The following is a 16,191-nucleotide window of genomic DNA, read 5'->3' as shown; positions in this document are numbered from 1 at the left end:
GCGGGAATCAGACGGGGATGGGTTCCAGGCCCCGCTTGGCCAGGATGCGATTGATGTCCTGACGCTGTTTCGCGGCAGCCGCCTCGATCTTCGCCTTCGTCGGCCGGGGCTCGGCGTCGCTGCCGCGCTGGGCGCGGAGCGCCTTGTGGTCCGCCTCCACTGCCTCGACCGTGCGCCGCACAGCGCCCTTCGCCAACAGGTCGAACGCTCTGCGCGCCTTCGCCGGGGAATCCCCCGCACCGACGCGTCCGGTTTCCTTGCCTTCCTTCGCACGCGTGCGGAACTGTCCGAGCAGTGACTGGTCGGAACCGAGCTCTACGGGCTTGGCCGTCTTGAACGACGTCTGGCCGTGTTCCTTGCTGTACGTCTTGCCGTGCGCAGCGGTCCGGTAGATGAGGATCGTGTGCATGAAGCCGTATTCCTCCTTCGTGACCCTGAGCTTCTCCTTGTCAGTGCCCGGCGGATAGTGCACGGTCAGCAGCGAGTCGACGAAGCTCCGCGGGATGACATGCTCCGATTCCAGCTCCCAGAGCTGGGCGTAACGGGCCTCCTTGGGAGCCGGCCGGAAGCGCTGCGTCTGCGCTTGGTGCGGCGCCACCTCACCGAGGTTCGGGGGATCACCTCTGCCCCCGACCAGCAGACCGAGGGACTTGATCTGCTGGATCATCTTGTTGATGATCTCCGTCCGCTTCTCGGTCGGCGCCGTCTCGGGAAGTGCGAGGTACTGCTTGTGGAGGGCGTCCAGCCCCTCCAGGTCCCCCACCGGTTTCGGGTTCTTCGACGCGGCCATGAGCCGGCCCGCCGGGCCGGTGAAGATCTCGTGGTCCTCGCCCATGAGATCGAAGTGCACGTCGATCGGTGCGGCCTTGCCCACGGGCTTCTCCCCGGCCTCACCGGTTCGAGGCGCGGGGCCGGTGGCGCCGAGCGCCTGCAGCGCGGACGCGCCGACCTTCATCGCCTGTACGAAGAGCCACTCCACCGCCTCGTCGACGAGCCGCCGCACCTGGCCGATGATCCCGACGATGGCCTCCGGCACGTTGCCGATCCCCACCTGGGCGGCCAGGAAACCGATCGCGACCGGCACCGCGTTGGCCAGCCCCTTCTCGATCATCTGGGCACCGGGGTCGATCCGGCCGGCCGCGACCTCCGCGAAGGTGGTCACGTACTGGTCGACGATCTCCAGGATGTCCCGCAGGTACTCGATGGCCGACTGCACCGCGCGGAAGAACGCGATGAAGCTGTTGACCACGGCCATCACGCCCGTCGGGTCCAGCATGGACAGGAGTTTGGCGACGACCCCTTCGATGATCTCGCGCGTGATCCAGTCCCGGGCCATCCCCAAGACGGTCTCCCACAGGTTGCTCAGTTGTCCGGCGACGAACTCGGCAATCGCCGGTGCGCCGCGCGCCTGGATCTCCCCGATGAACGCCCATGCCCCGGTCATGACGCCCACCGCGCTGCGGAGTGCCGCCGCCCGCTCGGGCCCGATGTGCTTGGCGAGCTTCTGCCACAGCATGTCGATGCTCACCCCGAGGACCTCGAAGACCAGTTCCAGGACCGATTTGAGGGTGATCTCGGTCGGAATGGTGATGCCGAGTTTGCCCAGCCCTCGGAACAGCCATTTCACCAGGCCCTGGACGAGGTAGGCACCGATCCGTTCGAAGAACCGCATGAATCCGGATTTCAGCGCCTCCAGCATGCGCAGCAGGAAGGCCACCGGGTCCCGTTTGATGTCCTGGATGGCGCGGCTGACGTTGGCGAGGATGCGGGCGAGGAGGTCGGTCGGGAAGTTCATCAGTTTGAGGACCAGGCCGATGACGACCTCGACCACCACGCCGACGAACTGGACGATGCGGCTGAGCGGTTCGCCGAACTTGGCGACCACCCTGACGAAGGCGCCGATCGGGTCGAGGAGGTCCTGGAGCTGGAGTGTGTCCCAGACGCCGCGGAAGGTCGACGTGATCATCTCGGTGGAGATGCCGAGCCGCCCCATCTCGCCCTCGATGCGGGCCGCCGCCTCCGCGACGACCCCCGAGGCGGCGAGTTGCTCGTACGTGGCCTCGCCGTCCGGCAGCAGGGTGATGAAACCCTGGATCAGGTTTTGGGCGTTGCGCTCCACCAGCTCACCGGTGAAGGGGTTCTTGCCCAGGATCACCGTGAGCAGGTGGAAGCCGGGGATCTTGTGGACGTACTGCGAGAGCCAGCCCAGCAGCGCGTCCTTGATGAGGGCGAGGACCTTGCCGACGACGGTGCCCGCGAACTCGCCGATCCGGCCGGCGAGGGCGAAGGCCCGCCCGGCCAGTGACTTGAGGTTGCCCATCAGGTCGGGCAGGTTCTGCGGCTGGATCGCGGCCCACGCGTCCCGGAACAGCGCCTTCAGCTCACCGAGGATCCCCGTGAAGGCCGCTGCCTGGGCGTCGAGCCAGTCCGCCGTCTTCTGGAGAGTCCCGCGTTCCTTCATCTGGGCGAGCGCGGCCTCCTTGCCGATCAGACGCAGGAAGTCCTCCAGGACCTCGACGGTCGTGGCCTCGACGGGCCGGTCGCGCAGCGGGTCGCACCTCAGGACCTTCTTCGCGAGTTCCCAGACCGGCTTGAACTGCGGTGTTTCAAGGAGGGGTTCGACGATGGCCGCAGCCGCTGCCCGGATGAGCGCGATGACGCGGGCGGCGACGGCGCCGATGAACGCCCTGACGTCGGCGAGCACCGCCCCGACGTGCCTGCGGACGACGGCGAGCATGGCCTCGGTGCTCTGCCCGAGGTGGATCTCCTCCCAGGCCTCGGCGATCTCCCGCGAGAGACGGGCAGTCGTCAGGTTGTGCTGCGCCAGCCCCTCGGTCAGCAGGGAGAAGATCTCGTTGATGACGCCTGCCGCCTTGACGACCTCACCGGCGACCGGCCCGAACGGACCGAAGGCGAGCAGCTGGGCGACGAGCTGGTCGCGGTCCAGCTTGACCGGCGCCCCGCTCAGGAGGTCCTTGCCGGAGATCAGGGTGAGCACGGTGTAGCCGGGCATGGCCCGGACGGGGGCCGCCAGGGAGCCGAGGAAGTCGGGGAGGGCCGCCCCGGGGTCCGTCTGGCGCATGACGGTGGCGCGGGCAGCGGTGTGCTCCTGCTGCTGAGCCACGTGGGTGGCCTCGTGGGCCATCAGCCGAAGGTCGTACGGGGATTCGTGCCTGCCGAGGTAGACCGACGCCCCCGCGGTGAAGGCACGCGCCCCGAGCGCGGAGGCCGCCGCCGCGGCCTGCGGTCCGGTGTGCACACGCACGGCGCCGAGGTCCGTACCGAGGTGCGGCTCGATACGGGCACGCAGGGCGGGGGCGAGGGGGCGGCCGGGGCCGCCGCCATCGATGACCCGCCGCACCCCTGCCGGGACAGCGCCTGCGGCAGGAGCGGAGGCGGCTACGTTCGGGATGCGGAGCAGACTGGCAGGGAGCAATGGCGCGGCGGGGAAGGGAGTCGGGGACGCGCCGACCGCCACCTGTACGGCCACGGCATTGGCATGTCGCTCGTACGGATCGCCCGGCGCACTGAGCCGCAAGGCGTGCGTGGTGGGCATCGTGTGTCGAGTACCGGCTGGCAGCTGCGCCACGTCATGTGCCCCTCGTGCGCCGTCAACCGACTGGGTTGCACCCTTCGACCCACCGTGCGCGGGCTTTTCGGGCTTCCTACTGCGCTGGTCTGCCCGGGTACGGGCATGAGGGCTCATTGGATTACTAGTAGTTTCCGTCAATCACCCAGAACCACTGCGAGAAGCGGCCGGCGCCAACCGCGTCACCCGTGGGTGTGCTCGGGCTGATGCCATAGTCCGTGCGCACCCCCCACCCATCAGTGACGAGCCTGGAATTAACCTGGGTGTTCAATGGAAGATTGCCAGTCTTTGACAGGATCGCCCATCCATCCATCTCGAAACGTCCGATCAACCGCTTGTTGAGCGTGTATTGGTAGACGTACGAATCGAGCCATGCGATGGCCCGCTCGTCCGGTTTCCAGGTAATTTTCCCCCCCTCCGCGTCCAGCACGGCGCTGAGTGTCACCGACTGAGATCCGAACCGATCGGAAACTTCGGTCGAATATCGCTTGTCGATAAATTCCGGAAATGGAACCTCCAGGACAACCCGCACAACAGGTTTGTAAAGAACCTCGCCCGTAAGGTGGAGGGGATACCTGAGACAGCCCCGATTAACCGCCTTGTCCAGCTGCACCGTGATTCCGCCCTTCAGCAGCGCGACATCCGTACCGTGATCATTCATGAATTTCTTGTCCGGTGCCCCGGTGAAGTAGAGGTCTGTGATGTGCATCCCCTCGCGATACGCGAATGAGACCTCTGGCTGCGCCGTCACCACGATCGGCGCCCTGACCGTGTCGTTCTCCAGCTGCACCGTGAGCGCGGCCGCCGTGTCCCCGGAGAACATCGGTTGCCACCAGAACGACGCCGACCCATCCGTCTCGGTCAGCGCGGGGACGGAACTCAGCCCGGAGGTCAGCGCGTCGGGCCGGACGGGCTCATCCGGCTTGGCCCACTGAACCTGCGCACCCGCCGTGGTGGTCGCCCAAACCGTCGCTCCGGCGACAGGGCCACAGGCTGAGTCCGCGATGACCCGGATCCGCCGCGGAAGCACCTTCGTCCCAGCGGGCAGGTACTGGCCGTCACCGCCGAGCAGGCGCAGTTCGCGTGTCGAGACAAGGCCCTCGAGTGCCTTCTGGACCGTCTTCGTGTCCTTGAACGCTTCGCATCCCGCCTTCGGCGTCCAGGCGATGTCCTGCGCCCTGCTCATCCGGCCGGTCACCACGACCTTGACGTCCGTGCCGTCGCCCGCGCTGTCCAGACGTCGCGCTTCGAGCGTCTGCGCACTGGGGCCGTTGGTGTCGAGCGTCCACCACACCTTGGCCACGCCGTCGTCACGTGTGTAGACCGGCTTGTCCAGGGGATGTGGGGTGGCACTGCCCTCGGTGCGGATGGTGCCCCCGATCGGCCTGAAATGCACGGGCGCGCCCACGACCGGCTCCTCGCCGTTGCGAACCACCACCCGGATCGCAGCCTCGAGTTCCTCCCCCGGCAGGGCCTCCTGGCCGTCGCCCCCGACGAGGTCGAGCGTCGTCAGCCGGGTCAGGGAGGGCGCGATGCGGCGGCAGTCGGACTCCATCGTCCATGTGGCGACGCCGTCCGTGGTCTTGCGCGCCAGGATGGCCAGGGGAGCGATGCGCCGCTGCGGCCCGTGCGGCGCCAGGGCCGTCGAGGGGTTCTCCAGCCCCATCGGCAGCAGGGTGCCCGGATCGGCGGCGAGTCCGTAGCCGAGCCGGGCCGAACGAGCCGTGATCAGCCAGTAGTCGCCCGTCTGCAGCTTTGTCAGGTCAGCGAACTGGACGCAGATGCCCCCTTCCAGATCGGTGGGCGTGGTGGCCGAGACGGGATGGGGTTCGCTCTCCCAGCGGCGGACGATGGGCGCCCGCCCCAGGCGCTTGACGTGGTCGATGCCGGGCCCGTTGAGCCAAGTGACCGGGATGCGCCGACCCTCCGGATGGACTGCCTTCGCCAGATACCCTGATTCGCGACGCAGTTGAAGGGCGGTGCTGGTGACCTCGACGATGTCGCCGTGCCGAATGGACAGGGACTCGTCCCGGCCCTCCCGGTCCACGGTCAGCACGGCGTCCGCTTCTGTCGGCACTCCCACGGTGCCGATCTCCCGGAGGGCGCCGGTGACGCTTCCGTTCTCCCGCGACCAGAGGAAGTCGGTGCCCTTCTTGTGGATCTGCACCCGGTACAGCTGGTTCTCCAGCCGCGTGTACCGAGCCTCGGCCGTGAGAGCACACGGATCGCCGTTCGCGGTCCCGGCCTTCAGCGAGGCGGTCATCGTGCCCCGCTCGAGCGACTTCCAGTTCCATCCCGGCCTGTTCAGCTCGCGACAGGTCGTGGTCTCGCTGAACACGGGCGCATGGCGCACCTGCCAGACGGTCCGGGCCCTGGTGGTGGTGTCCGGTCCACCGAGCGCGGTCTCCCGTAGCTCCGGCGCCTCGTCCATGGTCACGTGATGGGTGCTCACGTCCAGGTAGAACGCGTACCGCCCGTCGCCGGGCTCGTCCAACCCCGGGTCCTTCAACTCCGGGTCGTCCATGCGGATGCCCGGAAGGTCCGGTTGGTCACCCAACGTGATGCCGCCTTCCGGCTCGGCTGCTTCGGCCAGCACGCCGTCGACGTACATGCGTCCGCCCGTGATCCGCAGCTCTCCCCATGGTGTGTCCAGCGGAGGATCGCCGGCCGTGTCCGTGATTCTGAAGGAGTCCCTGACCTCCATCGGCACCCCGGAGTGGCCGAAGGCATCGCGCGCCCGTGCCTCATCGTGATGGGCGGTGATCTGGGCCTGTTCGTTCCAGTCCGCGTCCAGCAGGACGCGCCCCTGCTGGAGCAGTACGGAGCGGAACCGCGCCCGCGCGTCGAAGGTCCAGCGACTGAAGTCGCCCTGCATGTCAGCTCCCGCAGATTCCGAGGTCGAGTTGGACGGGCAGATAGGGCGCAAGGCCCCGTTCCACGGCCGAGAGCCGGAGCGGACGCCTGAGGTGGTGGTGGACCCCCATCTCGGCACCGTGTTCCGCGCCCGCGCGGATCGCTTCGTGACAGCCGCGGGCCAGCGCGAGGTAGAGCGGCGAGCCGGGTTGGACGGATGCGTACACCGGCGCGGATGCCGCTCCGTGCGCCTCGGCGGGCACACACTGGTGGCGCCTCGGCGTGTGTGAGCCGGGGCCGGTGTAGCTGAAGCGCACGCACCCGGTCTGCCGGTCGGCGACGGTGACGCGGCCGTCCAGGAGACAGCTGCTCGCGTCCACGGTCCGCACGGCCGTGTCACCCCGCACCGTGCACCCTTCGAACGACGCGTGGGTCTCCGCCCCGGTCACGTCTCCGTCGATCGCGCTGTCGCTCGCGCACAGCAGGGGCACCGGAGCGCCGAGTTCGATGCCGCCCAGCGTGCTGCGCAGCACGCTGATCCTCAGCTCGCCGTTGTCGCCGGCGCCGCCCTCGACCCGCAGCCGACCGGTCAGGGTGCAGTGGCTGATGGTCAGGGCGCCGAGCTCGCCGGGAGCGACGACGATGTCCCCCTCGATCGCCAGTCCGTCGAGCACCACGCTGGAGCCTTCGCCGCCCGTGAAGGTCAGGGTGCCCAGCAGATGCGGTCGCACTCCGTCCGCTACGTAGCCGTCCCCGGGCGGGAGTTCCGATCCGTCCAGCGAACCTCGCTGCGGCCACTGAGCCGCGACGGCGACGAGTCGGGTCCGGGAAAGGAGTTCTACGTCCATCGTCGGTTCGGGGTAGGTGGCGCTGTCGGTGATCGACAGCACGTAGCCGGCACCCGGGCGGTCGGCGTGTGCCTCCAGGACGGTCCGAGCCCGGGTGAGAGCCTCCCCGACCGTCGCCGCCGGATGCCCCGGACCCGCCGCTCCGCTCCCCACGGAGGACGCGCCCACGATCCGGTCCTCGAGGCCGCCCCCGGGGCGGCAGTCGGTCACGGCAAGGGCGGCCTCGTGCGCCCCGCTCCGGTCATGGCCGCCGGCACCCACATCAGCGAGCGCTCCGTATGCGTAGCGTACGAAGACGTCCTCGGTGTCGTCCGCCTGGCAGCCCCGGTAGCACCTGAGCGTGCCGTCGACCGGGTCGACCACGACCTGTCGGGGTTCCGCCGGGTCCAGCCCTTCGAGTCCACGGACTCGGATGGCCTTCGGGCCCAGCGCCGTCGCCGTCGTACCGATCCGGACACCCAGGGGTAGAACCTCAGGGTCCGCTCCTCCCGTCCGCGCCGCCTCCAGCAGCCGGAGCAGCCGCCTCGGGCGCAGCGGGACCGGCAGGTCCGCCTCCCCGGTGCGCGCTGCGTGGCCGTCGTCGCGGTCCCGGCTGGTCCGGGGCGCGAAGAGCGGCGACAGCCGGCCGAGGGGATCGAAGGTCCAGCCGCCGCCCTCCTCGTCTGCCCTTCGGCGTGCCTGGGACCATCCGCCTTCCGTCCCCGTGCCCGCCTTCCCGTCCGGCCTGCCGATCTCCGCCACCTGGAGCGGGTGGAGGAAGACGCCCACGGCCGGAATCCCGTAGCGTCCCCGCCCGGAGGTGATGCGCCGGACCTCGGCCGTGTGCGCGAACGGGTCGAGTCCGGGGGTCAGCGAGTGGGCGCCCACCAGGTCGAGGCCGCACAGTTCGGCGCGCGAGGCGTCCCGGACGCAGGCCGTGGCGGGGCGGTCCGTGCGGACGTGGTTGGTGTGCGCCGTGGCGACCAGGAGCTGGTAGAACTCGACGGCCCGCGCGGACCACCCCGTAACGTCCTGGGCGACCTCCTCCAGTACGCCGACCGTTCCCTTGCGTCTGCGGTGAGCCACCGTGTTCGCCACCAGGGCGCGCGGGCCTGCCGGCAGGCCGAGTCCGCTGGGCAGGTCGTCGAGGCCGACGAGGTCGGCCAGGTACGGCAGCACCCAGTCGTCGCACGTCTCGACGAACCAGGCGTCGTACAGGTCTTCGAGATCCGCTTCGAGGAGGGCGAGTTCGCCCGCCACGGCGTGGAGCAGCCGCCCGACGAATCCGTCCGACTCGGTGTCACGGGCGAGGAGGTGGGCCGGGAGCCGGCTGCGCAAGACGTCCAGGGCTTGTGCCCGTGCGTCCACTTCGGCTGCGGTCACGGCATCTCTCCGATCACGATCCGGTCCCGGTCGACGGCCAGGATCTGGGCAGCGAGCGGCACCGGCTCCCCCGGCAGCCATCGGGCGGGGGCGGCCGTGAGGACCGGCGTCCCCGTCCCCGACCCGGCGACGAGCTCCAGCCGGGGCATGGTGCAGGCGACCACGCCGGGAGTGCGGCGGATGGTGAGGAGTGTTCCGGCGGGGGTCACGGGTTCGGTGAACCCCCGGGCAGCGGGCGCGTACGCCTCCCTCAGCGCGACGCTCACGGCGGCCCGGACCGCCGCCGGTTCGAACGCGGGATCGTGTCGCAGTTCCACGGCGACGCCGAAGCAGAGGACCTGGCCCGCCAGGACCGCCAGCCGGGTCGCCGGGTCCCGGGCCGCGTCCAGGGCGCTGCGCAGGTCCGCGAGCAGACCGTCGGACGGCGTGTCTCCCGTGGCGCCGATGACGCTGATCACGACAGTGGTCGCCTCCCCGTCCCACACCGCGTCGGCACGGGACTTGCCGACGCCCGCGAACCCTGCGGCGAAGTCCTCGTGGTCGGCGACCGACACGGCCCGGTCGAGGGTGCGGACCCGCTGCGGGGCGTTGCGGCGGGCATCGGCCGGAGCCTCCGCCGGCGCCCAGTCGCGGGACGGCGCGGGGTTGGCCACGGACCTGATCCCGAGCGGGCGGCGGGTGAGCAGGCTGAGCCGTCCCGCGTCGACCGCGCCCTCGGCTCCGATGCCGACGCGGTAGGTGGCGGTGATGTTCTCCACCCCGCCGGCGGGGCGGGCTCCATGGATGCCGTCCCCCAGCATCAGGGAGCTCCCGCCGCCCTCTTCCGTGCGCAGGGTATGGACCCGGTCCGTTCCCTTGGCGGTGTCGAGGGCGAGTGTCTGCTCCCAGACCACCCCGTCCACCCGGAGTTCCAGGGCGGCGCGCACACCGGTGGCGTTCCGGGCGCGCACGTGGGTCAGCGGGCTGCGCCGGGGCCGGAAGCGCGGGAAGGGGAGTCTGCCGTCTCCGCTGCCGAGAACCTCCGTGACGGTCTCCCCGTGCGTGGCGGTGACGACGTTGGCCAGCACGCGCAGGGAGCGCGGGTCGAACTGCGGCAGTTCGCGGTCCAGTTTCAGGAGCATGGCGGGTTCCGCGCCGGTGGGCACGGAAGCCTCCGGGACGCAGGCGACGACGACCGCGCGCTCGCACTGCGGCGGCGGTTCCAGGTCGGCTGTGCCTACGGGCGGTCCGGTGGGGGCCTCGCCGTTCGGATGCCCGGTGACGAGCACGGTCCGGCCCGCCGGCAGCAGGGGATCGGTCAGGGCCAGGCGCAGCTCGCTGCCGGAGACGGGGCCGACGGGCGGGGCGAAGCGGGCCGGCAGCGGACGGGACAGGCAGTGCACGAGGGTCCGGCGCCGGTCGTACGCGTCGAGCCGGGTCCTCCTGTCGAGCAGCACGCGGGTGAGACGCCCGCTGAGCGCGTAGCGGGCTTCGCCGCCCGGTGCCACTCTCACGACGCGGTACAGGTCGCGGCTGCCGTGGCTCTCCAGCACCATCCACGAGGCCGACGCCACCTCGTCGGCGACATCCCCGGCGGCGTCGCCGACTCCGACGCCCGCGCCCAGGCGGGGGTGGTCGCCGTCCAGCTCGATCCGCCCCAGCGGGACCCCTGGCTCACCTGGTGCGGGGGCGGGCGGCTGATCGGGGGCGAGGGCGGACGAGTTGGCCCAGGTCACCTCGGGCGGGTTGGACTCGTTGCAGCCCTCGGAACCCGGCGGCCCCGGTCGGTCGGGAACGCACAGAAGGGCGGGATCGGGCGCGTTCCACCCGAAGAGGGAGGCGCGTTCGTCGAACGCGAAGACTTCTACCTCCTCCTGGGGAACAGTGGAGGGCCACCCGTTCTTGCCGAGCCCGGGGCGTACGTGCAGCCGCGTCCACCCCTCGTACCCGTCGGCCGCGTCGGTGACGGACTCGACCAGTCGGAAGGACCAGCGCGCGCTCGCAGGATCGTTCAAACGTTCCCGGCCGACGACGAGCAGGCCGGAGCCGGGGCGGATGCCCGTCGCTGCGCCGCGGACCCAGATGTCGGCGGTGCCCGGTGGCAGTTCCTGGCCGACGGCAGGAGCCAGGGGAACGGAGTTCCAGCACCCGAGGGCCCGAAGGTCCGACTCCGTCTCGAAGGTCTGCGGCAGTTGCCCGGCCGCGGGCACTGACTGGACCGGAGTGCCGGCAGGGACTTCCGCGAAGCCCGGGGCTCCGGGCAGATCCTCGACGGTGAAGGCCAGGTCGGCCGTCGCGGACACGCCGGGCCGCAGCTCGTGCCCGAGGGTCCGGGCGAGTTCCCTGACCGACTCCAGCTCGGTGGCGGTGCGCAGGTACGCCTCGTTGGCGATGCGCTCCGTGTAGAAGGAGACCACGTCTGCGACGTACGCCCAGCTGTCGAGCAGAGCTCCCGCCGCGTCGTCGACCGGGAGCGGGGCACCACCCGCGGCGAGGGCGGCGTTCATCCGCCCGAGGGAGTCGGCGTGGGGTGCTACGCGCCATTCGAGGGCGGGGCGGCGGGGCAGGTTGTGGATCTTGGGGGCCGTGGGCTCGGAAGCGTCGCAGGCGCAGCGCCCAGGGCATTCGCAGAGCCGGTTCACCAGGCACCTCGGATCCGGCAGACGAGCCGCCCGTGCTCCGGGTTGCTCGGATCGCTGTCCACCCGCAGTACCTCGCCCGCTGCGGCGTCGATTCTGCCCCGCCGCACCTCGTCGTCGGGCGCGACGCCCAGCCGACGGAAGCGCAGGCCTTGGGGGTTCGTGTCTTCGTCGCCGACGTCCACTCGGGCTACGCCTGGTACGGCCATCGCGGTGGCGACGAGGTCGGACAGGAACAGGGACGTTCCGAAGGTGAAGTTGTCAGGATGGAAGAAGCCGCGGCTACCGTCGGGCAGCCGGCCGGCCGAGAAGACCCGGGCAAGGGAGGCCCCGACGTCCGCACGCCGGTGGCCGGGGAGGGTGCACACGTCCACGACGATCTCCAACGGTACGTAAGCCGTACGGGTCACCACCACGTCGACGCCGGCCATCCGGTGCGTCTCCAGCAGATCGGTGATCTCGGCCGGCATGGACCGGTCGTCCGAGAACGCCGCCAGAGGATCCAAGATCACCTCCTGCTCGTGCCAGGACCCCGTCCAACGCCGGCGGCCCACGGCACGCTGCACGCCGGAGTGGCGCATGGCCACGTCGGCGTAGTCGCCAGGAGTGACCGCCCGGAGCGGGGAGCGGAAGGCGTGCGGGGCGAGTGCGCGGACCTCGTCCAGGCTCTCCGGGTCGCCGCCGCCGCCCGCCGGAAGCGGGTTGGTGACGGTGACTCCGGCCGGGACGGTACCCGTGCCGGGCAGCGGGAGCAGGGTACCGAGGGTGTCGGGTCCCGTGTTGCCAACGGTGCCGCCGCCGATCCGGTACGTGGCGTCCAGCGCACTGTCGTACGCAGGGCGGCGGCCGGACGCACCGTCGCCGAAGCGGAGCCGGACGGTGTCGTCGTTGTCGGTCTCGACCGCGAACGTCGCGGCGAGGCGGTCGCCGGGCGGGCGGTCCCCTGCCGGGCGCCACACGCGCAGGCCGTCGTGGACCTCGATCTGCGCCCGGGCCTGGTGGGGGTCGGGCCGCAGGGCGGAGGAGGCGCTGCTGACCCGCGCCGGGACGGGTTCGGCCCAGGCCAGTCCGGGTTTCGGCAACCGTGGGCGGTTCCGGCTGCCGGGACGGAAGCGGGTCAGCGGCTCGCCTGCAAGGGTGCCGCCATGGTCGGCGAGGACGATGTTGGCGCGGGCCTCGGCTACGGGGACCGGTAGTCCGCCGGGGCCCCGTTCGCCCGCGGTCACCTGGAGCGGCGCGCACAAAGCGTCCTCTCCGGCCCAGTGGATTTCCAGCACCACCATGTCCGGCTGCAGTGGATCTTCGTGCGGGACGGGATTTCGGTCCAGCATGACGGCGTGCGGACGGCCGGGGAGCGTGGCTCGGCCGGGGCGCCCGGCGGGTCCCAGGATCAGGACGTCTCCGGCCCGCAACTCCGGGGCGAGGAAAAACGGGTGGATGAGGAAGGCCGAGGTGGCACCCTCGGGCAGACAGTGCCGGGGCGCTCCCCAGGAGTACAGAGCGATCCTGTTGCGCACCTTGGTGACGACGGTGTCGGCGCAGGTCTCGAAGACCAGGTCTCCGGTGTCCAGAGCCTCCTGGACGGTCCTTGTTCCGGCGGTGGCGTCGGTGATCTGAGTGACGGGCGTGCCCTGGGGCAGCTTGACGGTCGCCGCGCCCGTGCCGTCGGTCTCGAACGCCAGCCAGACTCGGGCGCTGACGCTTTCTCGCACCCGGTAGTCCAGCAGCCGGGCATGGCGCCGCACGGAGGTGCGGCGTCGTGCCGTGCCCAGGTATGCCTCGGCGCCGATGCCGTCCTGCCAGGCGGCCAGTCTGTCCCCGAGCGCGGCGAACAGTTCGACGAGGGTGACGGCCGGATCGGCAGGGCTGTGGTCGGTCCATCCGGGGATCAGCGTGCCGAGCCGGTCGAGCAGCCGACCACGAAGGGCGCCGTAGTCCCGGGCGAGGTAGTCCTGGACCGGGGAGGCGGCGAGTGCGGGCGGGCACGCGGAGGCGGTGGGAGCGCAGTCGAGTTCGGAGGGACAGTCGACGGTGAAAGTGAACGCGGCGCGGGACAGCACCGGGTCGAAACCGACAAGTGTGCCCGGCCCGTCGGCGGCGGCCAGTGCGAGCACGTACGTGGACCAGTCGCCGCTGGAGGCAGTCCGGACGACCAGCACCTGGTCGCGGTCGCCCTCGCTGGTGGCATGCGCGATCAGCTGCCGGTCCGCCGCGTCGACGCCCGGCAGCGGACCGCCGTTCACGACTGCCTCGGCGGTGTGCGCCCAGTCGACCCGGACCGGATTGATCCGGGGTGCGGGGCGTACTCCGCCGAGGACGCGTACGGTCCCGGCGTGCAGTGCCCCGGCGCCGACAGGGCGCAGCAGACGTACGAGCAGGGTCTGCCTGCCGGGTACACCGGGCACATGCCCAGGTGTACCGGGCGTGTTGGTCAGTACCTCGACGGTGTCGATGCCGTTGAGAGTGGATGCCTGGTGACGCAGGAGGGCGCGCCGCGCCTCACGGTCGGCGGTGTGGACGAGGACCCCTGCCATGGCCTCATGGGTCTGGCTCACGGCGCACCCCCCGCTGACCCGCTGACGGTCATCGTCCGCGGCGGGCCGACGACGGCACCTGCGCGGAGAGGTGCGTAGACGACGGTGACCTGGATGGTGGACTCCTCGGCCTCGACACGGATGCCCTCGACCCGGATCAGTTCGCCCAGCCATTGCTGGAGGCTTGCCTGTACGAGGGAACGGGTGACACCCGCGAGTTCGTCCCCGGCGGGCGCGAAGACGAGGGCATGGACGCCGGTGCCGAACTCCGGCCGGTTGATCCTCTCCCCCGGTCGTGTGAACAACACCGCTTCCACGAGCCCCCGCAGGTACGCCTCCTCCTCGGAGTGCTGGAGGCGCCCGCGCCGGTTCAGTCGCAGGGGGAACCCGAGGTGTACCGGCCCGCCTGTGTTCATGTGAGCCTCACACGGGGCTGTGCGGTGGCGACGATCAGCGGGACGGCGGTCGGCACGCAGGTGGCGAAGCCTCCCTGGATGACCAAGGGCCGGCCCATGGAGGTCACCCGGACACTCCCGGCGGACCAGGAGGCCGACGCGCAGGGCCCCCCGGAGACGGGAGGGAAGGGGCAGCCGAGCACCGTCCACGGCGCGCCCGTGTTGACGGCTGCGCCGCCAGAGAACCGTACTCGGGGGCTGGTCTCCGTGGGCTGTGCCCGCCCGCCGTGCGCGCACAGCACGACGGCTCCCAGCTGCACTCCTGCACCGGGCATCAGATCACCTCCAGGGCGCCGTTGTTGACGGAGACCGAGGCGGGTGTCAGTTTCACGCTGGACGTGCCGATCGAGAACTCGATGCCTGCGGACGTGCAGGCGATCTTCATGGGTACGGCCGCGGCCGGGGCTCCGACTTCGACGGTGAGTCCGCCCGCGCCCGGCAGGTCGCTGAGCGTGATCGTGACGGAGTCGGTCTTCCACACCTTGACGGCGGGGAGCGCCGGCCCGGGCGCGCGCTGCAGCGCGGCCCAGGTCGCCCCGGCGAGGATTGGGTACTGGGGGTTACCCTGCTCGAACTCCACCCAGACGCAGGCCCCTTGCGGGGGCACGGCATAGAAGCCCACGCCGGGTCCGGCGTAGGGAACACACGCCTCGGCCCAGGCCAGCCTGCCGTCGCCGAGGGCGGCGGGGACGGAGACCTGGACACGGCCGCGACCCTGCGGGTCGAGGTTCTGGACGACGGTCCCCCGGTATTTTCCGTAGAAACGGGTCTCGTTCTCCATCAGATCACGCCGCCCACAGGAAGGACCGGCGTCAGCGCGCCGTGGCCCTCCCTGGCCAGGACGAAGGCCGCCTGGTAGCCGCCGACGGCCAGCTCGTGCCGGACCTCGCGGACGTACCACAATCCGTCGTGGGACCAGCCGGCTCCGCGTACCCCGACCAGCGCACGCGGACGGAGCACGCCGCCGTAGCGGACGCCGTCCAGTCGCCCTTCGGCGATCACCGCGTCGAGGGAGCGATCGACCTGCGCACGGGCCTCCGCATAAGCGGCGACGGTACTGCTGGTCGCCCCGCGGAGGCGGCGGACACGTGTCTGCCCGAGGTTGGCGGCGGCAAACGGTACGGCGGCCAGCGGGGGCCGCACCCCCAGGGGCACCATCACCGGTACCGCAAGCCCGGTCTGACGATCCATCACCCTGCCTTCGACGGCGATGGGCCCGAGTGCTTCGGTACGGAAGTGGATCTCGGTCACGTTGGTCTGCGGGCCGAGGTCCACCGAGAGCGCGGGCTGTGGTGGACCGCCGCGCACCGCGGGGCCCCAGTAGAAGGTGCTGGTACCCGGCGCGGGTCCCGGCATGGCATAGGCGACGTGGCCGTGATCGCGGGCCAGGGCCGCGAGATGGGCCAGGTCGGTGCCGTGCTGCGTGGGGATCCTGTCGATGGGGAGCGGCGGATCTGCCACGGGCGAGGGTACGGCCCGGGGCACGATGCCGTGGGTGGCATACGGAGCGAGCACGCGCAGCACCTGTGCGTACGCGTCCATCGCCGGGTGCTCGACGTCACGTTCTTCACGGTCGAGCAAGTATGAAACGTCCTCCCCGGTGACGGACAGGGTCGCCGCTCCGGGGCCGTCGCCGGGGGTCAGCTTCACCTCGGTGACGATCCCGTCGGAGAGGACGAACGGCACGGCCCCGAGCTGGACGACGACCACCACCCGCGAGAACGCGGCCAAGGGCGGGCCGGTCAGCCAGGGGACGTCGACGGCGCCTGCGGACTGGGATCGTCCGGCGTCCAGGGTCAGGGTGAACACCGACCGCTCACTGTCGTTCTCCGTCACCTCGACGGACCGGATGCGAGCCGTGAGGGGTCCGGGGAGCGGAACGGGGAGGCGGGGTCCGGCCAGTACCGTCAGCCGGAGTCCGAGCGAAGACAC

Annotated in this window: 9 protein-coding genes; all 9 read right to left on the bottom strand. The window is 70.9% G+C overall.

What is annotated here, in order from left to right; genetic code table 11:
* Window positions 1–7: 7 nt before the first annotated feature.
* Window positions 8–3,556, bottom strand: a complete 3,549-nt coding sequence (locus OG247_RS36425) for an eCIS core domain-containing protein (protein ID WP_327256230.1) — start codon at window positions 3,554–3,556, stop codon at window positions 8–10.
* 157 nt (window positions 3,557–3,713) lie between these two features.
* Window positions 3,714–6,464: a DUF6519 domain-containing protein gene (locus tag OG247_RS36420; protein WP_327256229.1), complete on the bottom strand. Its 2,751-nt coding sequence runs from the start codon at window positions 6,462–6,464 to the stop codon at window positions 3,714–3,716.
* A gap of 1 nt (window position 6,465) precedes the next feature.
* Complete coding sequence (locus OG247_RS36415; RefSeq protein ID WP_327256228.1) at window positions 6,466–8,652, bottom strand: phage tail protein; 2,187 nt, start codon at window positions 8,650–8,652, stop codon at window positions 6,466–6,468.
* Window positions 8,649–11,273, bottom strand: coding sequence for a baseplate J/gp47 family protein (locus OG247_RS36410; RefSeq protein ID WP_327256227.1), 2,625 nt, complete (start codon window positions 11,271–11,273; stop codon window positions 8,649–8,651). The genes OG247_RS36415 and OG247_RS36410 overlap by 4 nt, the downstream gene beginning before the upstream one ends.
* Window positions 11,270–13,825 (bottom strand): hypothetical protein, encoded by a 2,556-nt coding sequence (locus OG247_RS36405; protein WP_327256226.1) that lies wholly within the window; start codon window positions 13,823–13,825, stop codon window positions 11,270–11,272. Before OG247_RS36405 ends, OG247_RS36410 begins: the two co-directional genes overlap by 4 nt.
* Window positions 13,822–14,220, bottom strand: a complete 399-nt coding sequence (locus OG247_RS36400) for a GPW/gp25 family protein (RefSeq protein ID WP_327256225.1) — start codon at window positions 14,218–14,220, stop codon at window positions 13,822–13,824. The genes OG247_RS36405 and OG247_RS36400 overlap by 4 nt, the downstream gene beginning before the upstream one ends.
* Entirely contained in the window at window positions 14,217–14,534 is a 318-nt protein-coding gene (locus tag OG247_RS36395; protein ID WP_327256224.1) for a hypothetical protein, read from the bottom strand. Before OG247_RS36395 ends, OG247_RS36400 begins: the two co-directional genes overlap by 4 nt.
* Window positions 14,534–15,040: a phage baseplate assembly protein V gene (locus OG247_RS36390; RefSeq protein WP_327256223.1), complete on the bottom strand. Its 507-nt coding sequence runs from the start codon at window positions 15,038–15,040 to the stop codon at window positions 14,534–14,536. Before OG247_RS36390 ends, OG247_RS36395 begins: the two co-directional genes overlap by 1 nt.
* Window positions 15,040–16,191, bottom strand: coding sequence for a hypothetical protein (locus OG247_RS36385; RefSeq protein ID WP_327256222.1), 1,152 nt, complete (start codon window positions 16,189–16,191; stop codon window positions 15,040–15,042). The genes OG247_RS36390 and OG247_RS36385 overlap by 1 nt, the downstream gene beginning before the upstream one ends.

The organism is Streptomyces sp. NBC_01244 (assembly GCF_035987325.1).
In the GTDB taxonomy this organism is placed as follows: Bacteria; Actinomycetota; Actinomycetes; order Streptomycetales; family Streptomycetaceae; genus Streptomyces.
The sequence above is the reverse complement of the archived record's forward strand: the minus strand, read 5'-3'. Positions and strand labels throughout refer to the sequence as shown.